Here is a 24,567-nt window from a genome sequence, read left to right on the forward strand (position 1 = left end):
CAAGGGCTCGCGCAATCCTGCTTCCGGTGAGTGGAGCGGCAGGTATCCTCATCCATCTTCTGTGGAGTTCGGCCGGGAGAGCATCGGCCTTCACTTGGCCTTGATGGTCTGCGTCAGTATGGTCCGCTCGCAAACAGCAGACGGAACGTAGAATGACCGCAAAGCCCATCGCAGCCATCATCGCAAGCGAGATCAAGGCAACCCCCGCCCAGGTTGCCGCCGCCGTCGACCTGCTCGACGCGGGAGCGACGGTGCCTTTCATCGCCCGCTATCGCAAGGAGGTGACCGGCGGCCTCGACGACACGCAACTGCGCGTGCTTTCGGAACGGCTCACTTATCTGCGTGAACTCGAGGCACGCCGGAACTCGATCATCGAGTCGATCCGCGGCCAGGACAAGCTCACCGACGAGCTCGAAGGCAAGATTGCCGCTGCCGTCACCAAGGCAGAGCTTGAAGATATCTATCTGCCCTATAAACCGAAGCGGCGGACCAAAGCCGAGATTGCACGGGAGCGGGGGCTTGGACCACTGGCGGAGGCGATTCTGGCCGACCGGTCGGTTGCACCGTCCGACCGCGCCGGGGCGTTCCTGACGGCCGATGTAGCGGACATCAAGGCGGCGCTCGACGGCGCACGTGACATCATCGCCGAAGGCATGACTGAAAATGCCGACCTGTTGGGGCGTCTGCGCAATCACATGAAGGATGCGGCCTTCCTGCGCGCCAGAGTAGTCGACGGCAAACAGGATGCGGGTGCGAAATTCTCGGACTATTTCGATCACTCCGAACGCTGGGCGACAGCACCCGGCCATCGCGCCCTTGCGATGCTGCGCGGCTGGAACGAGGAGGCCCTCTCGGTCGATATCGTCGTCGATCAGGACGACACGTCGTCGGTGAAGCCGGTCGAGCGCATGATTGGGGCTGCCTACAATGTCGGCAGACACCTGCCCGGTGACAAGTGGCTCGCGGAGGTGATCGGTTGGACCTGGCGCGTCAAGCTTTCCATGTCGCTCTCGCTGGACTTGATGCGTGAGTTGCGCGAGCGGGCCGAAGAGGAAGCAATCCGCGTCTTTGCGCGCAATCTCAAGGATCTGCTGCTCGCCGCGCCCGCCGGCTCGCGCGCGACCATGGGGCTCGATCCGGGCATCCGCACCGGGGTCAAGGTCGCGATCATCGACGGTACCGGCAAGTTGCTCGACACGACAACGGTCTATCCTTTTCCGCCGAAGAACGATATTCGCGGGACCCAGGCGGAACTCGCGTCGCTCATCCGCAAGCACAACGTGGAACTGATTGCCATCGGCAACGGCACCGGCAGCCGCGAGACCGAGAAGCTCGTGGCCGACATGCTGACGCAGCTGCCGGCGCCGAAGCCCACCAAGGTCATCGTCTCCGAGGCAGGGGCCTCGGTATATTCCGCGTCCGAAACGGCTGCGGCCGAATTTCCCACTCTCGATGTTTCGCTGCGCGGCGCCGTATCCATCGCGCGAAGGCTGCAGGACCCGCTTGCCGAGCTCGTGAAGATCGAGCCGAAATCGATCGGCGTCGGTCAATACCAGCACGATGTCGATCAGTCGAAGCTCAGTCGCTCGCTCGACGCGGTCGTCGAAGATGCGGTGAACGCCGTCGGCGTCGATCTCAACACCGCCTCGGCATCGTTGCTGGCGCGCGTCTCGGGACTCGGCAAATCCTCCGCAGAAGCGATCGTCGCGCACCGTGACGCGACCGGGCCCTTTTCCAGCCGTCAGCAACTTTTGAAGGTATCGCGTCTTGGTGCCCGGACCTTCGAGCAATGCGCCGGCTTCCTGCGGATATCTAACGGAACCGAGCCGCTCGATGCGTCCTCGGTGCACCCGGAGGCCTACGGGATCGCGAAAAAGATCGTCGCCGCTTGTGGTCGCGACGTCCGGTCACTGATGGGCGACAGCGCTGCCCTGAAGAAGCTCGATCCGCGTGCTTTTGTCGACGACCGTTTCGGCCTGCCGACGGTCAGGGATATTCTCGCCGAGCTGGAAAAGCCGGGCCGCGATCCGCGCCCGAGCTTCAAGACGGCGACCTTTGCCGACGGCGTCGATGACATCAACGACCTGAAAGTCGGGATGCAACTCGAGGGTACCGTGACGAATGTCGCGGCCTTCGGCGCATTCGTCGACATCGGCGTCCATCAGGATGGCCTTGTCCATGTGTCGCAACTGGCCGATCGCTTCGTCAAGGACCCGCATGAGGTCGTCAAGGCGGGCGATGTCGTGCAGGTGCGCGTCACCGAAGTCGATGTTGCCCGCAAGCGCATCGGTCTTACGATGCGCAGGGACGGCGGCGCGGAAAGGGGCCGCGAGGCGAGGGGACCGGCGTCGAATGGCGGCGGCACCCGCAACACGGCCGAGCGCCAGTCGCGATCGCAAGCGCCTGCTCAAGGTGCGCTTGGCGCCGCGTTGATGGCGGCGATGAAACAAAAGTGATCGGCAAAGTGGAACGGCCAATGCCAACGATGGTTTCTTCATCATCGACTGTTGGCATGGCGGCTTTCAGGTGAACGATCTATATATTAGCTAATTGAAATATAACCTGCTTTCCGTCATACTCCTCTCGTGGCGACACCGGTCTCCGGTCGCGAGCGGGTGTCGACCATAGAATGCCGGTCCACGGCGGAACAGGTCAGCGGAAATCCTCTTCCGCCGGGAATTCCCGGCGAAAGGAGGTGCCTCATGGTAGGCAATGTGATCCGCGGTCTCACGAGAGCCATCATATTGGCTGTAGCAGTGACGGCACATCCCTATCCGGCGGACTCGCAGGCAATCGCGAATTGTGCCGAGCGGTCCCAGGTGATCGAATTCCTTGCGCAGAAATATGACGAGAAGCCTGCAGCGATCGGATTGATCAACCCGCAGGCTGTCATGGAGGTTTTTGCGGCCGACAATGGCAGTTGGACCTTGATCGTCACGGACGTCTCGGGCCGAAGCTGCGTCATTCTCGCCGGAAAGAGCTGGGACCCGATGCCGCAGTTGGGTCCGAAGGCGTAGACGCGGAAAGCTCCGCCCGACAGGTATCTGTGCTACACTGTCACGCGACGGTAGTTGAATACGCCGTCACGTGAAAAGCGCCTCGCTTCTACGCGAATTTTCCGGAAGTTCCCTCGCGATCAGTCCGGCCTGCCAATGCTGGCATAGCCGAAACCGTGCCGTGCCACTTCGTCCTTGCGGTAGATGTTGCGCAGGTCGACGAGCAGCGGCGTCTTCATCACGTTCTTGAGCCGTGCGAAATCGAGCGCCCGGAATTCATTCCATTCGGTGACGATGACCAGCGCGTCGGCATCCGCTGCCGCATCATAGGGATCGGTCGCATAATCCATGCCGTCGATGAGCTTGCGGGCATTCTCGACCCCTTCGGGATCGTAGCCGACGACCTTGGCACCGACATCCTGCAGGGTCTGCACGATCGCGATCGCCGGGCTGTCGCGCATGTCGTCCGTGTTCGGCTTGAAAGTGAGGCCGAGGACCGCGACCCTGCGCCCGCGCAAATCACCGCCTGCGGCGGCGATCACCTTGCGGCCCATCGCACGCTTGCGGTTGTCGTTGATAGCAACGGTCGTCTCGACGAGCCGAACCGGACTGTCGTGGTCCTGCGCGGTCTTGACGAGTGCCAGCGTGTCCTTGGGGAAGCAGGAGCCGCCATAACCCGGCCCGGCATGCAGGAACTTCGAGCCGATGCGGCCGTCGAGGCCAATGCCGCGGGCGACGTCCTGGACATCGGCGCCGACCCTTTCGCAGAGATCGGCCATTTCGTTGATGAAGGTGATCTTCATCGCCAGGAAGGCGTTGCCGGCATATTTGATCAGTTCGGAGGTGCGGCGCGTGGTAAAGACAATCGGCGCCTGGTTGAGATAGAGCGGGCGGTAGACCTCGGTCATCACGTCGCGTGCCCGCTGGTCATTGGCGTCGAGACCGACGACAATGCGGTCCGGCCGCTTGAAGTCCTCGATCGCTGCACCCTCGCGCAGGAACTCCGGATTGGAGACAACGGCAACATCAGCCTCCGGATTGGTTTCGCGAATGATGCGCTCGACCTCGTCACCTGTTCCGACCGGAACCGTCGACTTCGTCACGACTACCGTGAAGCCGGTGAGATAGGTGGCGATCTCCCGGGCGGCGGCATAGACGTAGGAAAGATCGGCATGCCCGTCGCCGCGCCGCGACGGTGTGCCGACGGCGATAAAGATCACATCGCTTTCTGCGACGGCGGACTTGAGGTCGGTCGTAAAGCTCAGGCGTCCCGACGCGACATTGCTGGCGACAAGATGGTCGAGGCCCGGTTCGAAGATCGGGATTTGCCCCTGCTTGAGCGCCTCGATCTTGCTCTCATCCTTGTCGAGGCAGATCACGTCGTGGCCAAAATCCGCAAAACAGACGCCCGAAACAAGGCCGACATAGCCGGCGCCGATCATCGTGATTTTCATCGGTTCTTCCTTTGTTTGGTGGGTTTTTCTTGGGGATGTCGGTTAGATAAGTCCGTGTATCAAAGGCGAAATAGACCAATTTGCGACCATTTTAAGCCCGATCTGAGGTTTTGCGGCAACCTTGTTGGCAATACGGCTCACGCGATCTGGCCGGTCTTACGATAGTATTGCTCATACCATTCTGCAAAGCGCGCGACACCTTCCTCGACCGAAATCGACGGCTTGAAATCTGTCAGCGCTTCGAGCAGGTCCGGTAAAGCGTAGGTGCGGGGAACGTCCCCCTGTTGCATCGGAAGCATGTTGCGGATGGCGGGCCGGCCGACAGCCTTTTCGATCGTTTCGACGAAAGTCATCAATTCGACGGGTTGGCCGCCGCCGATATTGACAACGCGAAACGGCGCCTGATGGGAGAGTGTGTCTTTCGCCTTTGCCGCTGGGACGCGATTTTCCTCGGCCGGCGCAACATGCGAAAGCCTGAGGATGCCTTCGACGAGATCGTCGATATAGGTAAAGTCCCGGCTCATCCGGCCCTCGCCGTAGATGTCGATCGGCCGATCGTTGTAAATCGCGTCCACGAACTTGAACAGCGCCATGTCCGGACGTCCCCACGGCCCGTAGACCGTGAAGAAGCGGAACGCTGTCGTCGGCACCCTGTAGAGATGGGCGTAGCTATGCGCCATCAATTCCATCGATTTCTTCGTTGCCGCGTAGAGCGTCAGCGGCTCGTCCGCACGGTCCATCTCGGAAAAGGGGATCTTCTCGTTGGCGCCATAGATCGAGGACGTCGAGGCGAGCATCAGGTGCTTGGGGCCAATCGCGCGCGCAAGTTCCAGTATGTTCCAGGTGCCGACGAGGTTCGAGTCGACATAGGCCTTGGGATTTTCGAGGCTGTAGCGAACGCCCGCCTGCGCCGCGAGATGAATGATCACCTCGGGCTCAGCAAGCTCGGCAGCCTGGTTGAGCGCGGCCCTGTCCTCGAGCATCGCCGTCACCGCCTTGAAGCCATTGGAGCGCTTCAGGATCGCGTGGCGACGCTCCTTAAGGGTTACGTCGTAATAGGGCGTCATGCCATCGAAACCGACCACGAAATGGCCCTCGTCGATCAACCGTTTGGCGACGTGAAAGCCGATGAAGCCTGCTGTGCCGGTAATGAGGTAGCGCACGACGGTATCCCCAAATTGCATAGTCGCACAGTTCATACGAAGAAAGCAGAGCGATGGAAAGCCGAATCCGTCACTTGGGCGGGCTTTCGAGTCCCCGATGCAAGGCCGTCAGGACAGACATGGCGTGGCCCGCATACTGGCTGATCCAGCGATCGTGAATGGCTTGAATTGGTAGCGCATTCAAATGGTTCCACCGCTCGCGTCCCTCGCGGTGAACAAGGATCAGGTTTGCATCCTCCAGGACCTTCAGGTGCTGCATCACGGTGCAGCGGTCGAGCTGCGGGAATTGTTCGCAAAGCATGCCGGTCGTCTGGGGTGCGGCTTTCAGGGCGTCCAGCATCTGCCGGCGCAAGCCATTGGCCAGCGCCTTGAAAACGGCATCGTCGTTCGAATCGGTTGACATGTTATATTTTTATAACATATTATTGCGTGACACAATGGCAAGGAGGAAGACATGACCTTGGAATTTCGCGTGAACGGTCGGATCGCCCGTCCTGTCGATCAGGTGTTCGACGCTGTCGTCAATCCGGATCAGCTCAGCCGCTACTTCGTGACGCTCGGCGGTGTCAGCGCACCACTGGTCGCCGGTACGACCGTGACCTGGTGGGGCGAGGTGCCGGTCGAGGTGGAAGCCGTCGAGCCGAATGAGAGAATCGTATTCCGTTGGGACGCCAAGGCGGCCGAGGGCGAAGCGCCCTATCGGACGACAGTGGAGATGCGCTTCAAGTCACTCGATGACGGCGCAACAATGGTCACCATTGCCGAAACCGGTTGGCGGGAAAACGAGCAGGGGCAGAAGAGCTCCTACATGAACTGCGAAGGCTGGTCGCAGATGCTCGCCTGCATGAAGGCCTGGCTCGAATATGGCATCAACTTGCGCGACGGTTATTACGTCAGCGAACTCTCGGGCAACCCGGCGCTCGAGCCGCAAGCGTAGGAGGTCGCGCGATGTCGACGCAGATCAAGGGCGGGCTCAACATCGCCATGAAAGTTCCGAGCCATCAATACGAGGCCGTGATTGCCTTCTACCGACGAGAAGGTGCCGGCCAAGGGGTTTGTTCTCGGCCCTAATCGTCTCTGGATAGACGAGGCACCGAACTACAGCCAGGCGGAAATCTGGCTGGAGCTCTTCACCAATGACCATGAGGAGGCGCTCGACCATCTCGCGGCGAACGGAGCCGTGCGCTGCAATGCGATCGAGGATCTCGGCGAAGGTTTTCGTGGCGGCTGGATCATGAACCCTGCGAATATCGTGCACATGGTGCACGAGCCGGACGCCTGGTGAGGCGTTACATGGAAAGCGGCTGCCCCGCATTGGTGGTTGCCGACACTGGCGCTCCGAGCGGCCCGTTCATAGGCGGCTCGGACTGCAGCACGACGACGCGCGTATCGGTCGGCACGCGGCTGTAAAGATCGATGATATCCGGGTTGAAGAGGCGGATGCAGCCGCTTGAAACGGCCTTGCCGATCGACCAGGCCTCGGTGGTGCCATGGATCCGAAACAGCGTGTCGCGGTTGCCTTGGAAAAGATAGAGCGCGCGCGGGCCAAGCGGGTTGCGGATTCCCGGCTCCATCCCCCCGGCAAGCGGCCCATAACGCTCCGGCTCGCGTGCGACCATGTCCGAAGTCGGCGTCCAGCGCGGCCACTCAGCCTTGCGTGCGACACGCGCCTCGCCTTGGAACTCTAGCCCCGCCTTGCCGACGCCGATCCCGTAGCGCAACGCCATGCCGCCGTCCTGCACGAGGTACAGGAAGCGATTCTGGGTGTCGACAACGATCGTGCCCGGCGGTTCCGAGGTGGGATAGGCCACCTGCTGGCGCAGGAAGCGAGGCTCGACCTTGCTGATGTCGGTGGCGGGAAGCGGGAACTTTTCCTCCGCTTTCGGCCCGTACATTGCGAGGTAATAGGGATCCGGCCCTTTCGGCTTGGCATTTTGGCCGCTGGTCGCGCAGCCGGCGAGCGCTGATGAAACGAGGAGAAGGGCTAAGAGCTGCGCCGAGCGGCCGGCTCTGTTCCGGGACACACACATAGTTGATCCTGCTGACTGCGTAATTCGGAGGCATTCCAACGAGAGGCTCGGCTTGCGGCTCAAAAGTGTCTGCGAGGGGGCGCGGAGAAGGCGGAAATATGGCCACTCGGCAGTGTAGCGAAAAGGCGACAGTGCCTTTGATTGCCGTACTCGCCCGCCTGTTAGAAGCCGAAGCATCTGTGCTTGATCCGCTTTCAGACCCGGGTGTATGCCTGTTCCATGCAATGGAGCGATCAAGCCATCATACTCGGCATCCGGCGGCATGGCGAAAGCTCTGTCATCGCGGAAGTCATGACCGCAGCGCATGGACGGCATCTCGGGCTAGTGCGCTCCGGCCGGTCGCGCACGATGCAGCCGGTGCTGCAGCCCGGCAACTCCGTCGAGGTGACCTGGCGGGCGCGGCTGGACGAGCATCTCGGCGAGTTTCGCGTGGAGCCGCTTCAACTGCGCGCCGCAAGGCTGATGGAAGCGGCGACCTCGGTCTATGGCATCCAGGCCCTCGGCGCGCTGTTGCGGCTGCTCCCGGAGCGTGATCCCCATCCGCATCTCTACGAAGCGCTTGCTGTCATCGTTGACCATCTCCAGGATCCGGCGGATGCAGGGGAACTCTTCGTGCGCTTCGAACTCGCGGTCTTGAACGACCTCGGCTTCGGCCTGGATCTGTCGGAATGTGCCGCGACCGGCACGCGTCAGGAGCTCGTCTATGTCTCGCCCAAATCTGGCCGCGCCGTCAGCCGGGAGGCGGGCGCCCGCTATGCCGAACGCATGCTCGCCCTTCCGGATTTCCTCTCCCCGGGTGGGCACCAGGCGGCCGACCACGACAGCCTCGCCGCCGCGTTCCGGCTGACCGCCTATTTTCTCAACCGCCATGTCTATGAGCCACGCGGCCTCGACGCCTCTTCCGTGCGTGACGCCTTTGTTCACGCGGCGCTGAAGGCGTTGAAATCTTCTCCACCGTCCGCTGCTTGACCGCGGCGGATGACGCCTGACTTCGCGGCCTACCGATCGACATCCTGCTGCATGCTTCTTCAATCGTAGCCGATTTAAGGATAAAGACATGCAGCAATTCAAGGCGTTACAGCGCTCTTTTGTGCGTCTGATGAGACGCTTGGCGCTACAGGCGCACCGAACGCCGCGTCGGGGACGCGGCGTTCGTTAGAGCAATTCCAGGAAAAGTGTGTAACGGTTTTCCGTCCGGAATTGCGTAATTTCAAAGAGTTAGATCACTTCACTGTTTCAAAGAAACAATGAAATGATCTAGTTGCGTGGTCGAAAATCAGCCGATCCGGCCGCCACCCTGCTTGGTGACGGCCACCACTGCCGGGCGCACCGGCAGGTCGTCCTTGAAGTCCGGCCAGCGCGTAGCCGGCGTCTCGTAGGTCGCAAGGCCGGCGTCGCCCGGGTGCTGCACGGCGAGGAAGAACGTGTCGGATGTCGGGTTGAAGCAGGGCCCGCACATCTCGGCGCCGACGGGAACGCGGAAGAACAGCTTGGAGGTTCCGCGTGCCCCGCCCTCGGTGTCGATCGCCCAGACGCCATCGGTGCGGCCGGTTTCCTTTTCGTTGTTGCCGTCCGTCGAAACCCAGAGCCTGCCGTCTGCGTCGATCGTGCAGTTGTCCGGCATGCCGAACCAGCCGTTCTTGGTCGTTGCCGTCGAGAACGACGCACCGACTTCGGCCACGCTCGGATCGCCGCATTTCAAAAGCACGTCCCAACGGCTGGTGAGCGAGGCGAAGTCGCCATCCGTTTCGGTGATCTCGATGATGTGACCGAAGGCATTCTTGGCGCGCGGATTGGCGGCGTTGATTTCTTCAGCCTTCCGCTTGGTGTTGTTGGTCAGCATGACGTAGACCTTGCCGGTCTTCGGGTTGGGCTGGATGTCCTCTGGGCGGTCCATCTTGGTCGCGCCGAGCGCATCGGCGGCAAGCCGGGTGTCGATCAGCACGTCGGCCTGCGACGCGAAACCGTTTTCGGCGGTCAACGGTCCCTCGCCATGGACGAGCGGCATCCAGGTGACGGTGCCGTCCTCATCGAACTTCGCCACGTAGAGCGTGCCTTCGTCGAAGAGGTCCATGTTGGCGGAACGGTCGTCCGGGTTGTAGGTGCCCTTGGTCACGAACTTGTAGACGTAATCGTAGCGCTCGTCGTCGCCGGTATAGAGCACGACGCGCCCGTCCTTGTTGACGATGGATTCGCAACCTTCGTGCTTGAAGCGGCCAAGCGCCGTACGCTTCTTCGGGACGGAGGTCGGGTCGAGAGCATCCACTTCGACGATCCAGCCGAAGCGATTGGCCTCGGTCGGCTCCTTCGACACGTCGAAGCGATCGTAGAATTTCGACCACTCGTATTGTCCGCCCGGTGCTCCAAGGCGCTTCAGTTGCTTGAACTCCGGATGGTCATCGGCGAGCTCGCCGCCGAAATAGCCGTTGAAGTTTTCCTCGGCCATCATGTAGGTGCCCCAGGCGGTGACGCCGCCGGCGCAATTGTTGACCGTGCCGAAGACTTTCTTGCCGGTCGGGTCGGACGGCGTCTTCACACGGTCATGGCCCGCGACCGGCCCGGAAAGCTGCATTTCGGTGTTGAGCGTGATGCGGCGGTTGTATTTGCCGTCGAGCACCGGCTGCCACTTGCCGTTCACCTTGCGGATCTCGATGACCGTGCCGCCATGCGCGGCCATTTCGATGTCTACGAGATCCTTGGTGTATTCGCCAAGGGTAACCTTTTCCTCTTCGACTTCCTTGCCGTCCTTGGTCACCTTCTCCTTCACGATCGAAGCGAAGGCCGGGAACATCAGTTCCGCATTGGTGTATTCATGGTTGACGACCAGCAGGCCATGATCCGGGTTGCCCTCGAGCGGGATGAAGCCGACAAAGTCATTGTTGTAGCCGAAGAGCTTCTCCTGGGCCGCGGCCGTCTGGTTCTTCGGGTCGAAATCCGGGCTGTCGGCGAAGAGTTTGTCGCCCCAGCGCAAGAGGATATCGGCATCGTAGCCGTCGGCGACGTGGTGCATTTCGTCGACGCCGGCCTCGACCTCGGTGAAGTCGAAAGCCGTGGCGCCCTCGGCGCGCGCTTCATCGGTCGTCAGAAGCGCGAGCGGGCTGACCGTCGTGGAAATCGCGGCAACTGCGAGGGAGCCGCCGATGAAGGAGCGGCGCGAGAAACGGCGATTGATGATATCGCCCATGGTCGGATTGGTGGAACAGTTCTGGCCGATATCTTCCAGTTCCTCTCTGCGTTCCGTCAGCGTCTTGAATTCGGTTTCTTCCGTTGAGGCGAGATGCTTGTCCATTGCCGGTTCTCCTCATTGAACGATAGAGCCGCCGCCTATCCTGCGACGTCCACCTGCCGCTGTAGCAGCAAGTTCATGACAGTTCCGCGACAGTTCAGTGAAGAGATTGCTGCGCCCGCCTGTCAACACATTTGGCGCTTGTGCGAAAACCTGTATGGTCGCAGCAGCCTGCGAAGACTACAGCCAGGGGGAAAGATGCTGGAAGTCATTGCCTTTGTTGCTTTTGCCATGGCGCTTGCCGCCTTTCTCGGTGGCCGAAGGACCGCGGAGCGGCTGGAGAACGAGATCAATTCGCTGAAGGTCGAGATCGCTCGGTTGAGCGAGCGACAGACTGCGGTCGAACCTGCTCCCTCGCAGGCGGCCGACGAGACTCAGGCTCCAGAGGCGATGGCCGTTGAAGACGAAGGGAAGGATGGTCCCTGGGCGCGGTCCGCGCGAGAAGGCACGCGGGTCTCAAGCGAGGAGGCGACAGAAAAGCAGGTTGGCCAGGATGAGCAGGTTGCGGCGGCGGCCATGGCAGGGGCACCGACACCCGCGACAGAAAGCCTCGAAAGCCGAATCGGCGGCCAGTGGCCCGTTTGGGTCGGCGGTCTGGCGCTGGCGCTCGGTGGTTACTTCCTGGTGCAATATTCGATCGATGCAGGGTTGCTGAGCCCGGCCGTTCGACTGACGCTCGCAGCGGCTTTCGGTCTTGTGCTTGGGGTGGCCGGTGAAGTGATCCGCCGTCGCGCAGTGCCGACGATTGCCGACAGGTTTCGTCATGCGATGATCCCGGGCGTGCTGACGGCGGCTGGCGCCGTCACGCTGTTTGGCGTCGTGTATGCCGCCCACGGTATCTACGGTTTCATCGGCACGGCGACCGCTTTCGTACTGCTGGCGCTGGTTTCGCTGGTGACGGTGGCTCTGTCGCTGTTGCATGGTCAGGCCCTTGCCGGGCTTGGGCTTCTCGCCTCATTGCTCACACCCTTGTTTGTATCGAGCGCAGAGCCTCGACCCTGGGTGCTGTTCGGCTTCCTCTCGATTGCCTGGCTTGCGACGCTCTGCGCCTCGCGCCTGCGCCAGTGGACGGTTGTGCCGACGCTCGCCAATGCCGGACTTGGCCTCTGGGGGCTCGCCTATGTTGTGGGCGTGACACCCTTCGAGGCGTCGCCGGTTACTTTTGCACTCCTGGTGATGATCGCAGGCGTCGCATTGATCTGGCCCGGCGCCGCTGAACGAGCGGCAGGAGCAGAGGACGCGCCGGGGGCGGGGCGTGCCGCCGCGACCGTAGCCGGCCCATGGGAAAGGCTGTTCGCGCCACCCCATGCGGCAGTCACCGTCTCGGCCGCGATCGCGGCAACGGTTCTCGCGCTCCTTTTCATCAGTCCGGCCGTGACCGCCGGGCGCTTTCCGGTCGAGGCGTTTGTCGTGGTGATCACAGCGTTGGCCCTGCTCGGGACGCTACGGGCAACTGCGGTCTATCCAGCTCTCTTCGCCGCCTTCGGCGCGATCGCCGGCACGTGGAGCCTGACCGCGCTTAGCAACGTTCTTGCCTATCTCGACCCGTCTCGCGCGCAGCCCGAGATCGTCGTTTCGGGCAGCACGGCGATGCTGACCGCCATGGCGCTGTCGGCTGGCTTCGTCCTTTTGGCTTCCTTGGTGCTCGCCAGGCGGCTCGGGGCACAATCGCAGTTCGCCATTCTGTGGGCGGGCATTGCCGCCATCGTGCCAAACGCCCTTTTGGCCATGTCCTTCCTCATGACGGGAAAGTTCGCCTTCGATCTGCCACACGGGCTCGCAGCCTTCATCGGCGGTTTGTTCCTTCTTGTTCTCGTGGAGTGGTTATACCGCCGAAGTGCCGAGCAAAGGGACCTGGATACCGCTGGCGGGCTGTCGGTGGCGGGCTCCTTCGGCCTCTTCGTCCTCGGCCTGCACGCCTGGACGGACGGCCTCGTTACAACTCTTGCGGTCGCTCTGCTCGGCGCGGGATACACCTTTGCCACACGCGCACGCTCGTGGCCCGTTCTGCCCTGGATAACAGTCGGATCGGCCCTCGTCGTTCTGGCGCGAATCGCCTGGGAGCCGACGATCGTCGGAGCCGGTGATCTCTCGACGACGCCGGTCTTCAATGCCCTCCTGCCGGGCTACGGTATTCCGGCGTTGCTGCTGGTCGCGTCCGCCTATCTGCTTCGCGCGTCGCGGGCGACACGTGTGCGCAATCTGCTGCAGGCGCTCGCAAGCCTCTTTGTATTGCTGACACTGGCGATCCTTGTCCGTCACGCAATGAACGGCGGCGTTCTGGACAGCTCCGTTCCGACGCTTGCGGAGCAGTCCATTTATACGCTGCTCGCAATCGGCGCGTCCGGCATCTTCATGACCCTGGACACGAGGTCGCCGAGTCCGGTGTTCCGTTATGGCGGCATGGCGCTCGGCGTGGTTTCGGTGCTGTCGGTGCTTTCGGCGCACCTTCTCGGCCTCAATCCCTATTTCAGCGGCGAACTGCTCGGCAGAATTCCCTTCTTCGATCTGCTCTTCATCGGCTATCTGCTGCCCGGCATCGCTTACGCCGGCCTCTCCTGGTATGCGCGCGACAAGCGCCCCTGGCCTTATGTCGCGGCGCTTGCGGTAAGTGGTGCCATCCTCGCCTTTGCTTGGGCGAGCCTCAGCGTTCGCCGTTTCTGGCAAGGGGAGAATGTCGCGGACTGGAAGGGCTTTCTCCAGGGGGAAACCTACACCTATTCGGTGGTCTGGCTCGTACTCGGCGTGCTGCTCCTGGTCGTTGGCTCACGCTTCAATGCGAAGAGCATTCGCATTGCCTCGGCCGTGCTCGTCTTCATCGCCGTGCTCAAGGTCTTCCTTATCGACATGTCGAACCTGGAAGGTTTCCTGCGCGCCCTGTCCTTCATCGGTCTCGGTGGCGTACTCATCGGCATTGGTCTCTTCTACCAGAGGATCCTCTCCAACAAGGGGAACGGCGGCCGGCCCGACGCTGCTAGAACCACGACTGAAGCAAGCGAAAGGACAAGCCGCGCATGACACGCCTTCCGGAGCTGGCCGCCGCCTTTGCGCCTCATGACGAGCTTGCGGCGAAGCTCTTGCCGCATGCCTTTGCCGACGGCGACGGTTCGCACGATGCCTCGCACCTCATTCGCGTCTGGAAAAACGCCTCGCGCATACAGGCCGAAGAAGGCGGCGAGATGCGCATTCTCGCAGCCGCCGTCCTTCTCCATGATTGCGTTTCGGTCGAGAAGAACTCGCCGCAGCGTGCCGAGGCTTCCCGGCTTGCCGCCGAGAAGGCCTGGCAAATCCTCGATGGGCTCGGCTGGCGCACGGCGGACATTTCGCCCGTCGCCCATGCGATCCTGACGCACAGCTTTTCCGCCAACTTGCCGCCCGAAACACTGGAGGCGAAAATCCTTCAGGACGCAGACCGGCTGGACGCAATCGGCATGGTCGGCGCGGCACGCTGCTTCTACATCGCCGGACGCATGGGCAGCGGGCTCTACGATCCGCTCGACCCGCTGGCGGAGGCCCGGCCGCTCGACGATAAGGCCTTCGCTGTCGATCACTTCGAGACAAAGCTCTTTCGTCTCGCCGACGGCTTCCAGACGGCGACAGGGCGCCGGCTGGCGACGGAGCGGCAAGCAAGGCTGCGTGGCGTGCTTGCCATGCTGCTGGATGAAATCTAAATCTTTCAACGGATTGGCGCCGCTCCGTGAATCAGGTTGCGAGCGGCCTGAATCAATTTCTGAACTCGGGAATATCGACATGAAAGTGACCGGCCTTAACATCCACCCCTTGAAGAGCGGCCGCGCCGTCCCGCAAACCGTCGTGACGGTCAATGTCGATGGGCTTGCCGGCGACAGGCGCTTCATGGTGGTCGAACCGGATGGCCACTTCATCACCCAGCGCGAGTTACAGGCGCTGGCACAGGTCGAAGCAGCGCACATCGACGGCGGCTTGCACCTGAAAATGAATGGCAGCGAATTCACCGTGCGCTTCGATGCGGAACGCCGGCTCAATGTCCGCGTGTGGTCGAGCGATGTTGATGCCGCGGTTGCTGACGATGCGGCCAATGACGTGCTTTCCGGTTGGTTCGGGCGCGCCGGGAAACTGGTCCACATGGACGAACAGGCGGAGCGTTACGTCGGCGCCGAATGGGCGGGTGTTGCAGCGCCGGTCGGGTTCGCCGATGGCTTTCCGATCCTCATTACGACGACCGGGTCGCTTGCCGACCTCAACCGCACGCTGATCGAGAAGGGCCAGGAGCCGGTCGGCATGGAGCGTTTCCGCACCAACATCCTGATCGATTGCGATGAACCCTGGGAAGAGGATTGGTGGGAAAGCTTGGAGATCGGGGGTATCACCTTTGATCTCGTCAAACCCTGTGCCCGATGCATCATGACCACGCAGGACCAGGTGACGGGCGAGCGGATCGGCGGCAATCCGATTCAGGGTCTTGCGGAAAAGCGCATGTCCGCCGACCGGCGTGTGGCGGGTGTTCTCTTCGGTTGGAATGCGGTGCCGCGAGGCGAGGGCACCCTAAAGCTCGGAGACGAGGTCAATGTCGTCCGTCGGCGCAGCGAGCGCTGGCAGATGAAGCTACGTGCCGCCAATTGATGCACATTCGATAATGGGCGCTGCAGCGTGCCGCTGCAGCATCAATTCCTGTGATCTCATCGTCAATTTAATTGGCTTTCCTCAATTTGAGTGTCGCCATAGCATGCGCCCTCATCAGTTTGAGCTGCCATAGCCATGGCCCCTCATCGATCGGAGCTCCTCCATGTCCGCTGTTTCCGCCACCGCAACCCGTGCTTCCGAGCGCAGCAGCCTGCCATGGCTGATCATCGCCGCCGGTTCCGTGATTGCGATGCTCACCTTCGGTCCGCGTTCTGCCATGGGTTTCTTCCAATTGCCGATGCTTGCCGACATGGGGTGGGATCGAACGACGTTCGGCCTCGCTATGGCGCTCCAGAACCTGTGCTGGGGTCTTGGCCAGCCGTTCTTCGGCGCCATCGCCGATAAGTTCGGCACCTGGCGAGTCCTGGCGTTGTCCGGTCTTCTATATGCGGCGGGTCTCGTCATCATGGCCTTTGCCAATGCTCCGATCTGGTTGCATGTCGGCGGCGGCGTGCTTGTCGGTCTCGGTGTCGCGTCCGGCTCCTTCGGCATCGTGCTTTCCGCTTTCGCCCGGAACGTCGCGCCTGAGCAGCGCTCTCTCGCTTTCGGCATCGGCACGGCTGCCGGGTCGGCCGGCATGTTCCTGTTCGCGCCCCTCAGCCAAGGGCTTATTTCTGCCTATGGATGGTCCGACAGCCTTGTCTATCTTGGCGTACTGATGCTGCTCGTCCCGCTTGTCGCAATCCCTCTGCGCGGCGATGCTTCCTCGGGCCGCCAGTCGGAAACGCTGTACAAACAGTCCGTTGGCGAGGCCCTGAGGGAAGCATTGGGGCATAGAAGCTATCTGCTGCTGGTTTCGGGCTTCTTCGTCTGCGGCTATCAGGTCGCCTTCATCACTGCCCATTTCCCCGCCTATATCGGCGACATCGGCATCGATGCCCGTTACGCGGTAATTGCGCTTGCGCTGATCGGCTTCTTCAACATCATCGGGTCGTTCTCGGCCGGCATCATCGGGCAGCGCTATTCGAAGCCCTATTTCCTGGCGCTGATCTATCTTGCCCGCTCGGTCGCCGTCGCGGCCTTCCTGCTGCTGCCGCAGTCGCCGACCTCGGTCATCATCTTCGCCATCGTCATGGGCTTGCTGTGGCTGTCGACCGTGCCGCCGACCAACGGCCTAGTGGCGATCATGTTCGGAACGAGACATCTCGGCCTGCTGGGCGGCATCGTCTTTCTTTCCCACCAGATCGGTTCCTTCCTCGGCGTCTGGATGGGCGGCTATCTCTACGACCGCTTCGGTTCCTATGATCCGGTCTGGTGGCTGGGCGTCGCGCTCGGCGTTTTTGCTGCCATCGTCCACTGGCCGATCGAGGAGAGGGGCGTCGCGAGACCGGCGATGGCCTGACCAGCGGCATTATCGATGCGCCCGAAATGGGCGCATCCTTCTTGAAATCTGTCACAAAACTTTCTAAATCAGTCGCCGCGGCTTCGCCGCTTTTGTTTTGACCCAATTATGCTCAACATGAGCATAATTGGAAACCGCCGGGAACGGCGGGAGAGGAGAGCCCGATGACCAGTCTTGACCTTCGCGCGGCCGCGGCGCCAGCCCCTGCCTTTGTCAGCGCGGCCGCGCGCTTTGGCGTCATCGAAAAGCCGGATCTTGCCTATACGCCGGCGATCGCGCGCGAAACCGCGCATCTCTACGAGAAGGTCAAGGATTTCATCCCGGCCATCGAGTGGCCCGCTTATGCTCCCTATGTTCACGCGATCAATCGGTTGAAGAAAGAACGCAACGCCGTCATTCTGGCGCACAATTACCAGACGCCCGATATTTTCCATTGCGTTGCGGACATCGTCGGCGACTCGCTGCAGCTCGCGCGCGACGCCACCAAGGTCGACGCCGAAATCATCGTGCAGTGCGGCGTACACTTCATGGCCGAGACCTCGAAGCTCCTCAATCCGGAAAAGACGGTGCTGATCCCGGATGCCAAGGCGGGTTGCTCGTTGTCCGAATCGATCACCGGTGGGGATGTACGCTTGCTCAAGCAACGTTATCCCGGCGTGCCGGTCGTTACCTACGTCAATACCTCGGCCGACGTGAAGGCGGAGACTGACATCTGCTGCACTTCGTCCAATGTGCTGGCGGTCGTTGAAAGCCTGGAGTCCGACACCGTCCTTTGCATTCCCGACGAATACCTTGCGATGAATGTCGCGCGCCAGACGAACAAGAAGATCCTCACCTGGAAGGGCCACTGCGAGGTCCATGAACGCTTCACCGCGGCGGAACTCCTCGCCTATAAGGAGGCCAATCCGGGCATCGAGATCATCGGCCATCCGGAATGCCACCCCGACGTAATCGCCGTCTGCGATTTCGCCGGCTCTACCTCGGGCATGATCAACTACGTCAAGGACAAGCGGCCGCAAAAGGTGCTTCTCGTCACCGAATGCTCGATGGCTTCCAATATCCAGGCGGAAGTCGAGGGCGTCGATTTCGTCAAACCGTGCAACCTCTGTCCGCACATGAAGCGCATCACGCTGCCGAAGATCCTCGACAGCCTGCTCAACATGACGGAAGAGGTTCTGGTCGATCCGGCAATCGCCGGTCGCGCCCGCCTTGCGGTCGAGCGCATGGTGAACCTCAAGCAATAGTCGATGCCCGGGCACACGACCCGGCACCCATGCATGCGGCTGGAGGAGTACCGAGCCATGCTGAAAGACCATTTTCGCCCGCAATCCTTCAACGGCATCGATGACATCGTCATCGTCGGCGGCGGCCTTGCGGGGCTCTTCTGCGCGCTGAAGCTGGCGCCGCGTCCGGTGACCATCCTTGCCGCCGCCCCGATCGGGCACGGCGCCTCGTCTGCCTGGGCGCAAGGCGGAATCGCGGCCGCGATGAGCCCGGGTGACACTTTCGAAAAGCACGTCGCCGATACGGTCACCGCCGGCGCCGGTATCGTCGACGAGAAAATGACGCGAATGATGGTCGCCGAGGGTCCGGCGCGCATTCACGACCTGCTCGAATACGGCGTACCCTTCGACCGGGATCTCGAAGGCAAGCTCCTGCTTTCGCGCGAGGCGGCGCATTCCGAACGGCGCATCGTGCGCGTCAGGGGCGACATGGCGGGTAAGGCGATCATGGAAGCGCTGATCGCCGCCGTGCGCAGGACTCCGTCTATCCGCGTCATCGAAGGCTACGTGGTCGAGGAACTGGTGCGCGAAGGACGTTTCATCTCCGGCGTCGTCGCAAGGCCGGACGCTGGCCAGTCGAAAATCCGCGTTTCGTTCCCGGCGCGCGCCGTCGTTCTCTGCTCCGGCGGCATCGGGCATCTTTACGCCGTTACCACCAATCCGTGGGAGGCCTGCGGCCAGGGCGTCGGCATGGCTGCACGGGCAGGCGCTATCATCGCCGATCCGGAATTCGTCCAATTCCATCCGACCGCGATCAATATTGGCAAGGACCCAGCGCCCTTGGCTACGGAGGCGCTGCGCGGTGACGGCGCCGTGCTCGTCAATTCCGCAGGTCATCGTTTCATGCTCGATATTCATCCCGACGGCGAGCTCGCGCCGCGGGATATCGTCTCGCGCGGTGTCTTCGCCGAGGTGCAGGCCGGGCGTGGCGCTTTCCTCGATTGCACCAAGGCGGTCGGCAAACATTTCCCGGAAATGTTCCCCACCGTTTATGCCTCCTGCCTTGCGGCTGGCATCGATCCGGTGACGCAACCGATTCCGGTCGTCCCTGCCGTTCACTATCACATGGGCGGCGTGCTGACCGACGGGCAGGGCCGCACGTCGATCGATGGTCTCTGGGCGGCGGGCGAGGTGACCTCGACCGGTGTTCACGGCGCCAATCGTCTTGCTTCGAACTCGCTGCTGGAGGCCGTTGTCTTCGCCGCGCGTATCGCGGAAAGCATCAAGGGCACCCTGCCAGCGCCGAAGCTAACCGAGTGGGGCGACAACGCCGGCGAGAACGACGATCCGGTGACGGTCGAGGACAGCCCGCCGTTCAAGATCCTGCGCAGCCTGATGAGCGAGTGCGTCGGCGTTATTCGCACACGCGAGAGCCTGACGCGGGCGATCCGCGAGATTGCGGCGCTGGAGCGTGCCAACAACCGCCTGCGCTTCGCCAACATCATCACCACCGCCAAGCTCATCGCCGTCGCAGCCCTTCAGCGCACCGAGAGCCGCGGCGGTCACTTCCGCGCCGACTGCCCGTCCGACCGCCCCGAATGGCAGCGGCGCACGTATCTGACGCTGGCGCAGGCCGAACGCCTGGCTGCAGAAGTGGCCGAAACCGAGCCGGCGTGACGCCGGCAGGGTAACTGCAAGCGTTATGATGACATCCCGACAGGAGCCAAGCCCATGACTGCCGCGCTACGCCCGGAACTGCCCGCCCTGATGGTCGAAGGCCAGGTGAGGGCCGCCCTCCTGGAGGATCTCGGCCGCGCCGGCGATATCACGACGCTGTCGACGATCGGTCCGGATATGACCGCATCGGCGGACATGCGCGTGCGCGATGCGGGTGTAATCGCCGGGCTGGAACTGGCAAGGGCGGCATTTCGGCTGGTCGATCCGTCGATCCGCTTCGACGCGCTCGCCGCAGATGGCGATCGCGTCGCGCCCGGCACCGCCATTGCACGGATAACCGGTCGTGCAAGGGGGCTGCTGTCCGCAGAGCGCGTCGCCCTCAATTTCCTCATGCATCTCTCCGGGATCGCCACCTACACGGCGAAATTCGCCGATGAGATCGCACATACCGCCACCAAGGTCTGCTGTACCCGCAAGACCATCCCCGGCCTGCGTGCGCTGGAGAAATACGCCGTTCGTCTCGGCGGGGGCTCCAACCATCGCTACGGCCTCGACGACGCTGTACTGATCAAGGACAATCACATCGCGGTTTCCGGCGGTGTCGCGGGCGCCATTCGTGCCGCACGCACCTATTGCGGCCATCTCGTCAAGGTGGAGGTTGAGGTCGACGGGCTTGCGCAGATGCGCGAGGCGCTGACTGCTGCACCGGACGTGATCCTGCTCGACAATATGGGACCGGAGTCGCTGCGCGAGGCCGTTGCGGTCAATGCCGAGCATTGGCGGCTTAGCCCGGCCGACTATGCCACCGACCTGCGCCGCACGCGGCTCGAAGCGTCGGGCAACGTCAGGATCGACACGATCCGGGCGATTGCCGAGACGGGCGTCGATTACGTCTCCACATCGAAGATCACCATGGCGGCGCCGACGCTCGATATCGGGCTCGATGTGTCGATCTAGGTCGCGGCGAGCGGCGCCCTCGAAATCGCCGACCACAACTCTTCCGCGCTCCGATGGAACGACATCACCATCTGCGCGTTGGTTCCTCTTTCCCGCGAGCGAGGAAGGATTTGGTGATGATCAGAACCTTAGCCGTAGTTGCGCTGGCGACGGGCGCAGCAGCTACCGCGTCTGCGATCGCGTCTGCGCAAGAGTCATCGCAGACCGCCGTCGCCAATTTCATCGGCAAGGATGGCGAGGAGACGGGCCGGGCCGCGTTGACGGCGGCCGGAAAGGGCGTGCTGATCGAGATGGAAATCACCGGCCTGCCAAAGAACACTTGGGTTGCCTTCCATGTACACGAAGTCGGAAGCTGCGACCCGGCAGGCGGCTTCGAGTCGGCGGGCAAGCATTTTGCCGGTGAGGATGAGAACGCCGAACATGGATTCCTGGCGGCGAAAGGTCCGCACGCCGGCGACATGCCGAACCAATATGTCGGCGCCGACGGGACGCTCCGCGCGCAGGTGTTCAACAGCTTCGTTTCTCTCGATGACAAGGGCACGGCCATTCGTGGCCGCGCGTTGATGATCCATGCGCGTTCCGATGACAACCGCAGCCAACCGGCGGGTGACGCGGGTGACCGACTGGCCTGTGCCATCATCGAATAGGTCTGTTGTCTCTAGAGCGGGATGAGGTAAAGTATGCGCGGTTTTCCGCCCGCATCCCGCTCTAACTCATTAGAATCGATCACGTTGATGACTTTAGGTCGATTCGACCTAAAGTCATCGTGATCTAGCGTCCGCCGACTTTCAGGCCGGGAGCAGGCCGCTCGTCGAGAATCTGGCGGCGGAAGCGGAAAAGCGCGGCCGGTCTGCCGCCGGTGGAGGCAAGCGTTCCGCCGGTTGGCTCTACGAGTTCTGCCCCCTCGACCAGACGTCGGAAGTTCTGCTTGTGCAAGTGACGGCCGGAGATCGCTTCGACGGTTGCCTGCAGATCGGTTAGCGTGAACTCCGGCGGCATCAGTTCGAACACCACGGGTCGGTATTTGATCTTGCCGCGCAATCTGGCGACCGCCGTTGCGACGATGCGACGGTGGTCGTGGCGCATCGCCAAGCCGATGGCTGGATTGTCGAGATTGCCGCAATGCCCGTCGATCACCGCCTCGCGCACAAGGCCGGCCTCGTAAAGCAACTCGTAGCGTTCGAGCACGCGCTCCTCGTCCCAGGGAAAGTCGTCGAGGCCGAAGGCGAGCCGAATGCGGGAGCGACGTTGCGCGGCGGAAGCCGATCGTTCGTCATATGGCGGACTGTTTTCCCAGCGGGTGAGCGCTGGCAGGATGACCTGATCGAGGAGGGCGGGTCGCCCCCGCCGCCAATCCTCCCACGGCAGATAACCGTACCAGTCTCGCCAATGGGCGCCGGCCTCGGCCAACTGCTCGTTGTTCTCCGCGTCCGTGCGCGTCAGCGCCAGATAACCGACGGAGACCATGTGCTTGCCTTCCTCGCCGGGCAGCCGCTGGCGGCCACGATCGCCGAAGGTGTAGAGCTGTTCGATATATCCAAGCCTGAGAGCGATGCGTTTTTCGACGCGGTCGCGCAGGCCTGTCTCGAAGGTGCGGTGACGCGCCGGATCGAACGGACCGAAGGGCAGGCTGTCGCGCGTGTCGCCATCCGTCTCGCTGACAGCGAGAATATGCGGGCTGCGGTTGGCGACAGCGACGATCGCCGCATTGAGGCCGATCTCGACAGTGATTGCCGGCACGTCAGTCAGCATGCCGCGCGCTCTCCGCTCGAGTGGGGAGCATGAAGGGCGCATTGCCATCTGCGTCGGCCCCGCGGCCGATGGACCGCACGGCATCGACGAGCTTGCCCTTTCGCGAAAGCGCCTCGTCGCCGATCTCCACCAGCCGTGGGTTTGGCGTAGCGTATGGTGAGGCGTGGCGCAGGCGCGCAGCGAGCGCGACATCGTCCTGGTCCGGCTCGACCGCCAGCGCCGCGATCAACGCTGCCGCCGGCGAGCGGGAAACGCCCATCCAGCAATGGATGAGGAGCGGTCGGGTACGGTCCCAGTTACGGGCAAAATCAATGATCCGCTGGACGTGTTCCTCCTGCGGCGCGATCAGGTTGCCCGTTCCCGCGACGCTGATGTCGTTGACACCGATCGTCAGGTGCTTCGCCCGGTCGATGACGGCGGGGCGGTGAAAATCCTGCCCCTTGGCAAGCAGGCTCACCATTTCGCGGCAACCGTGGCGAACGGCCATCTCCGCGATGCGCGCAAGCGGCGAGACGACAATGCCGGTCATTCAGGCTTCCGCCTTTGCCATGGTCCGTTCCCCTTCGAGCGTATTGAACCGTTCGGCGAACAGCCGCTGCGCCTCGACCGCCGGCAGCGGATCGATCAGCAGGGTCTCCCGCGTAATGCCGCGCGGTTGGCCGAAGAACCTGCGGGCCTCTTCCGCCGAAAACCCGGCAAGCTCGGTCGCCTCGAAATAGGCCGCGATGCGATCGGCCTTCTTGATCCGCTCCTTGAGTTCCTTGGGCGTATGAGGTGGCAGGCCGAACCGCAGGTGCACGGCGCTTTCGAGCCGCTTTTCCACGGTCTTGTAACCACCGCCGACGACCGCTTTGAATGGCGAGATCATGTCGCCGATGACATATTCCGGGGCATCGTGAAGGAGCGCCATCAGGCATTCGTCCGCATTGCAGCGGTTGGTCCGACGGAAGATATCCTCGACGATCAGGCTATGCTGGGCGACGGAAAAAGCGTGATCCCCCGAAGTCTGGCCGTTCCAGCGCGCCACACGGGCAAGGCCATGGGCGATGTCGGAAAGCTCGACGTCGAGCGGCGAGGGGTCGAGCAGATCGAGCCGCCGGCCGGAAAGCATACGCTGCCAGGCTCGCGCATTGATCATGCGCTTGCCTCATCGGCCTCGGTGGGGAACGAAAGGCCTGTCCAGCCGGGCAAGGTCAACGTGACGGGTACGTCGCCCGCAAGAATGGTGTCTCCATTGGCGATCGCTTCGCCGGCCTTGTCGATACGAACGATGGCAAGGCCGGCCTTGTGCCGTACGGTGCCGAGGGAGCCGATCGATCGGTCATTGATCGTAATGCTGGCACCTGTCGGCGGCAGCGGCGCCTCGCCGGCAACGATCACGACACGGCGGCGTGCCGCGGCGCGGTGCTGCATTCGGGAAACGACCTCCTGACCGACATAGCAGCCCTTCCGGAAGGAAAGCCCGCCATTGAGGTCCAGCAGAACATCGTGCGGAAAGACATCCTGCAGGGCGAAATCGGCGCCCGAAACGGCGACACCGCTCGCGATCCTCAGTCGTTCGAAGTCGGCGGGCGTCGCGTCCGTGCCTTCTATTTCGCGATAAAGACGGGAAACGGAAAGCCCGGCCTTTTCAAATCGATGGTCGCGATAACTTCCTTCCGGCGGCTCTTCGCCGAACACGACCGTGACCGGCGCCGGCGACCGCAGCGAGAGGTCGACGGCAGATCGCAATTTATACATGGTCAGCCGTTTCAGCAGTGGCTCGGCCTGGTCGCTCGTCGTCTCCAGCCTGAGCGCCTCGCCGTCGCGGTAGATCAGAAAATCGAACAGGATCTTGCCCTGCGGCGTCAGCAAGGCACCGGGACGTACTTCATCGGAGCCAAGCGCGCCAATGTCGGTGGTAATCAGGTTTTGCAGAAGATCTTCGGCGTCCTTGCCGGAAACGCTGACGATCGCGCGATCATCGAGGCAAACCTTTGGCATCGTTCGAATCCTGTTCTCTTTGTCGAAGAGGTAGGATGTTCG

At 62.4% G+C, this 24,567-nt stretch carries 21 protein-coding genes and 1 pseudogene; 13 read left to right on the forward strand and 9 right to left on the reverse strand.

Going from position 1 to position 24,567, the window contains the following annotated elements; all coding sequences use genetic code 11:
- Nucleotides 1–152 precede the first annotated feature (152 nt).
- Nucleotides 153–2,456 carry a Tex family protein gene (locus RB548_RS04565; protein ID WP_331373849.1) on the forward strand — a complete coding sequence of 768 codons (2,304 nt, stop codon included), beginning with the start codon at nucleotides 153–155 and terminating at the stop codon, nucleotides 2,454–2,456.
- Nucleotides 2,457–2,702: 246 nt separating this feature from the next.
- On the forward strand, nucleotides 2,703–3,017 hold the full coding sequence (locus RB548_RS04570; RefSeq protein WP_331373850.1) for a hypothetical protein: 315 nt from the start codon (nucleotides 2,703–2,705) through the stop codon (nucleotides 3,015–3,017).
- Between the two features lie 119 nt (nucleotides 3,018–3,136).
- Here the strand turns inward: RB548_RS04570 and rkpK are convergent, their stop codons facing one another.
- The 3 genes from rkpK to RB548_RS04585 all read right to left on the reverse strand — a co-directional run bounded on the left by rkpK (nucleotide 3,137) and on the right by RB548_RS04585 (nucleotide 6,016).
- Entirely contained in the window at nucleotides 3,137–4,450 is a 1,314-nt protein-coding gene (rkpK, locus tag RB548_RS04575; RefSeq protein ID WP_331373851.1) for a UDP-glucose 6-dehydrogenase, read from the reverse strand.
- Between the two features lie 137 nt (nucleotides 4,451–4,587).
- Entirely contained in the window at nucleotides 4,588–5,613 is a 1,026-nt protein-coding gene (locus RB548_RS04580; protein ID WP_331373852.1) for an NAD-dependent epimerase, read from the reverse strand.
- Between the two features lie 70 nt (nucleotides 5,614–5,683).
- Nucleotides 5,684–6,016 carry an ArsR/SmtB family transcription factor gene (locus tag RB548_RS04585; protein WP_331373853.1) on the reverse strand — a complete coding sequence of 111 codons (333 nt, stop codon included), beginning with the start codon at nucleotides 6,014–6,016 and terminating at the stop codon, nucleotides 5,684–5,686.
- Nucleotides 6,017–6,067: 51 nt separating this feature from the next.
- On the opposite strand from RB548_RS04585, the gene RB548_RS04590 reads away from it, so the two are divergent.
- Together RB548_RS04590 and RB548_RS04595 are read left to right on the forward strand one after the other, a co-directional pair.
- Nucleotides 6,068–6,550, forward strand: coding sequence for an SRPBCC domain-containing protein (locus RB548_RS04590; RefSeq protein WP_331373854.1), 483 nt, complete (start codon nucleotides 6,068–6,070; stop codon nucleotides 6,548–6,550).
- 11 nt (nucleotides 6,551–6,561) lie between these two features.
- Nucleotides 6,562–6,898: pseudogene (locus RB548_RS04595) on the forward strand (hypothetical protein).
- 4 nt (nucleotides 6,899–6,902) lie between these two features.
- On the opposite strand, the gene RB548_RS04600 reads toward RB548_RS04595, so the two are convergent.
- Nucleotides 6,903–7,643 carry a L,D-transpeptidase gene (locus RB548_RS04600; RefSeq protein WP_331373855.1) on the reverse strand — a complete coding sequence of 247 codons (741 nt, stop codon included), beginning with the start codon at nucleotides 7,641–7,643 and terminating at the stop codon, nucleotides 6,903–6,905.
- Nucleotides 7,644–7,862: 219 nt separating this feature from the next.
- Here RB548_RS04600 and recO point away from each other — a divergent pair, with 219 nt between their 5' ends.
- On the forward strand, nucleotides 7,863–8,612 hold the full coding sequence (recO, locus tag RB548_RS04605; RefSeq protein WP_331373856.1) for a DNA repair protein RecO: 750 nt from the start codon (nucleotides 7,863–7,865) through the stop codon (nucleotides 8,610–8,612).
- Between the two features lie 307 nt (nucleotides 8,613–8,919).
- On the opposite strand, the gene RB548_RS04610 is transcribed toward recO, so the two are convergent.
- Nucleotides 8,920–10,932, reverse strand: coding sequence for a PhoX family protein (locus tag RB548_RS04610; RefSeq protein ID WP_331373857.1), 2,013 nt, complete (start codon nucleotides 10,930–10,932; stop codon nucleotides 8,920–8,922).
- A 195-nt stretch (nucleotides 10,933–11,127) separates the two neighbouring features.
- Here RB548_RS04610 and RB548_RS04615 point away from each other — a divergent pair, with 195 nt between their 5' ends.
- From RB548_RS04615 to RB548_RS04650, 8 genes are all read left to right on the forward strand, one after another.
- Entirely contained in the window at nucleotides 11,128–13,947 is a 2,820-nt protein-coding gene (locus tag RB548_RS04615; protein ID WP_331373858.1) for a DUF2339 domain-containing protein, read from the forward strand.
- Nucleotides 13,944–14,600 carry an HD domain-containing protein gene (locus RB548_RS04620; protein WP_331373859.1) on the forward strand — a complete coding sequence of 219 codons (657 nt, stop codon included), beginning with the start codon at nucleotides 13,944–13,946 and terminating at the stop codon, nucleotides 14,598–14,600. The genes RB548_RS04615 and RB548_RS04620 overlap by 4 nt, the downstream gene beginning before the upstream one ends.
- 79 nt (nucleotides 14,601–14,679) lie before the next feature.
- The gene (locus tag RB548_RS04625) at nucleotides 14,680–15,531 is read left to right on the forward strand and encodes an MOSC domain-containing protein (RefSeq protein ID WP_331373860.1); all 852 of its coding nucleotides are present in this window, start codon (nucleotides 14,680–14,682) and stop codon (nucleotides 15,529–15,531) included.
- Nucleotides 15,532–15,694: 163 nt separating this feature from the next.
- A complete protein-coding gene (locus tag RB548_RS04630; RefSeq protein WP_331373861.1) occupies nucleotides 15,695–16,933 on the forward strand; it encodes an MFS transporter in 1,239 nt (412 codons plus the stop codon).
- A gap of 164 nt (nucleotides 16,934–17,097) precedes the next feature.
- A complete protein-coding gene (gene nadA, locus RB548_RS04635; RefSeq protein ID WP_331373862.1) occupies nucleotides 17,098–18,177 on the forward strand; it encodes a quinolinate synthase NadA in 1,080 nt (359 codons plus the stop codon).
- Nucleotides 18,178–18,234: 57 nt separating this feature from the next.
- Entirely contained in the window at nucleotides 18,235–19,833 is a 1,599-nt protein-coding gene (locus RB548_RS04640; protein WP_331373863.1) for an L-aspartate oxidase, read from the forward strand.
- A 54-nt stretch (nucleotides 19,834–19,887) separates the two neighbouring features.
- Nucleotides 19,888–20,790: a carboxylating nicotinate-nucleotide diphosphorylase gene (nadC, locus tag RB548_RS04645; RefSeq protein WP_331373864.1), complete on the forward strand. Its 903-nt coding sequence runs from the start codon at nucleotides 19,888–19,890 to the stop codon at nucleotides 20,788–20,790.
- 116 nt (nucleotides 20,791–20,906) lie between these two features.
- Nucleotides 20,907–21,437 (forward strand): superoxide dismutase family protein, encoded by a 531-nt coding sequence (locus RB548_RS04650; protein ID WP_331373865.1) that lies wholly within the window; start codon nucleotides 20,907–20,909, stop codon nucleotides 21,435–21,437.
- Between the two features lie 124 nt (nucleotides 21,438–21,561).
- Here RB548_RS04650 and RB548_RS04655 read toward each other — a convergent pair whose 3' ends face one another.
- Genes RB548_RS04655 through ygfZ form a run of 4 tightly spaced genes read right to left on the reverse strand, consistent with a single transcriptional unit; the run spans nucleotide 21,562 to nucleotide 24,525 of the window.
- Nucleotides 21,562–22,542: an NUDIX hydrolase gene (locus RB548_RS04655; RefSeq protein WP_331373866.1), complete on the reverse strand. Its 981-nt coding sequence runs from the start codon at nucleotides 22,540–22,542 to the stop codon at nucleotides 21,562–21,564.
- A complete protein-coding gene (locus RB548_RS04660) occupies nucleotides 22,532–23,071 on the reverse strand; it encodes a tyrosine phosphatase family protein (protein WP_331373867.1) in 540 nt (179 codons plus the stop codon). The genes RB548_RS04655 and RB548_RS04660 overlap by 11 nt, the downstream gene beginning before the upstream one ends.
- Nucleotides 23,072–23,680 (reverse strand): HD family hydrolase, encoded by a 609-nt coding sequence (locus tag RB548_RS04665; protein WP_331373868.1) that lies wholly within the window; start codon nucleotides 23,678–23,680, stop codon nucleotides 23,072–23,074.
- Nucleotides 23,677–24,525 (reverse strand): CAF17-like 4Fe-4S cluster assembly/insertion protein YgfZ, encoded by an 849-nt coding sequence (gene ygfZ / locus RB548_RS04670; RefSeq protein WP_331373869.1) that lies wholly within the window; start codon nucleotides 24,523–24,525, stop codon nucleotides 23,677–23,679. Before ygfZ ends, RB548_RS04665 begins: the two co-directional genes overlap by 4 nt.
- Nucleotides 24,526–24,567: the final 42 nt, after the last annotated feature.

The sequence above is a fragment of the Sinorhizobium chiapasense genome (assembly GCF_036488675.1).
GTDB classification, from domain to species: Bacteria; Pseudomonadota; Alphaproteobacteria; order Rhizobiales; family Rhizobiaceae; genus Sinorhizobium; species Sinorhizobium chiapasense.

Excerpts from the sequence above, each read along its gene's own strand:
- RB548_RS04565 (WP_331373849.1), top strand. The coding sequence starts at position 153 with ATGACCGCAAAGCCCATCGCAGCCATCATCGCAAGCGAGATCAAGGCA.
- RB548_RS04570 (WP_331373850.1), top strand. The coding sequence starts at position 2,703 with ATGGTAGGCAATGTGATCCGCGGTCTCACGAGAGCCATCATATTGGCT.
- rkpK (WP_331373851.1), bottom strand. The coding sequence starts at position 4,450 with ATGAAAATCACGATGATCGGCGCCGGCTATGTCGGCCTTGTTTCGGGC.
- RB548_RS04585 (WP_331373853.1), bottom strand. The coding sequence starts at position 6,016 with ATGTCAACCGATTCGAACGACGATGCCGTTTTCAAGGCGCTGGCCAAT.
- RB548_RS04590 (WP_331373854.1), top strand. The coding sequence starts at position 6,068 with ATGACCTTGGAATTTCGCGTGAACGGTCGGATCGCCCGTCCTGTCGAT.
- RB548_RS04600 (WP_331373855.1), bottom strand. The coding sequence starts at position 7,643 with ATGTGTGTGTCCCGGAACAGAGCCGGCCGCTCGGCGCAGCTCTTAGCC.
- recO (WP_331373856.1), top strand. The coding sequence starts at position 7,863 with ATGCAATGGAGCGATCAAGCCATCATACTCGGCATCCGGCGGCATGGC.
- RB548_RS04610 (WP_331373857.1), bottom strand. The coding sequence starts at position 10,932 with ATGGACAAGCATCTCGCCTCAACGGAAGAAACCGAATTCAAGACGCTG.
- RB548_RS04615 (WP_331373858.1), top strand. The coding sequence starts at position 11,128 with ATGCTGGAAGTCATTGCCTTTGTTGCTTTTGCCATGGCGCTTGCCGCC.
- RB548_RS04620 (WP_331373859.1), top strand. The coding sequence starts at position 13,944 with ATGACACGCCTTCCGGAGCTGGCCGCCGCCTTTGCGCCTCATGACGAG.
- RB548_RS04625 (WP_331373860.1), top strand. The coding sequence starts at position 14,680 with ATGAAAGTGACCGGCCTTAACATCCACCCCTTGAAGAGCGGCCGCGCC.
- RB548_RS04630 (WP_331373861.1), top strand. The coding sequence starts at position 15,695 with ATGTCCGCTGTTTCCGCCACCGCAACCCGTGCTTCCGAGCGCAGCAGC.
- nadA (WP_331373862.1), top strand. The coding sequence starts at position 17,098 with ATGACCAGTCTTGACCTTCGCGCGGCCGCGGCGCCAGCCCCTGCCTTT.
- RB548_RS04640 (WP_331373863.1), top strand. The coding sequence starts at position 18,235 with ATGCTGAAAGACCATTTTCGCCCGCAATCCTTCAACGGCATCGATGAC.
- nadC (WP_331373864.1), top strand. The coding sequence starts at position 19,888 with ATGACTGCCGCGCTACGCCCGGAACTGCCCGCCCTGATGGTCGAAGGC.
- RB548_RS04650 (WP_331373865.1), top strand. The coding sequence starts at position 20,907 with ATGATCAGAACCTTAGCCGTAGTTGCGCTGGCGACGGGCGCAGCAGCT.
- RB548_RS04655 (WP_331373866.1), bottom strand. The coding sequence starts at position 22,542 with ATGCTGACTGACGTGCCGGCAATCACTGTCGAGATCGGCCTCAATGCG.
- RB548_RS04660 (WP_331373867.1), bottom strand. The coding sequence starts at position 23,071 with ATGACCGGCATTGTCGTCTCGCCGCTTGCGCGCATCGCGGAGATGGCC.
- RB548_RS04665 (WP_331373868.1), bottom strand. The coding sequence starts at position 23,680 with ATGATCAATGCGCGAGCCTGGCAGCGTATGCTTTCCGGCCGGCGGCTC.
- ygfZ (WP_331373869.1), bottom strand. The coding sequence starts at position 24,525 with ATGCCAAAGGTTTGCCTCGATGATCGCGCGATCGTCAGCGTTTCCGGC.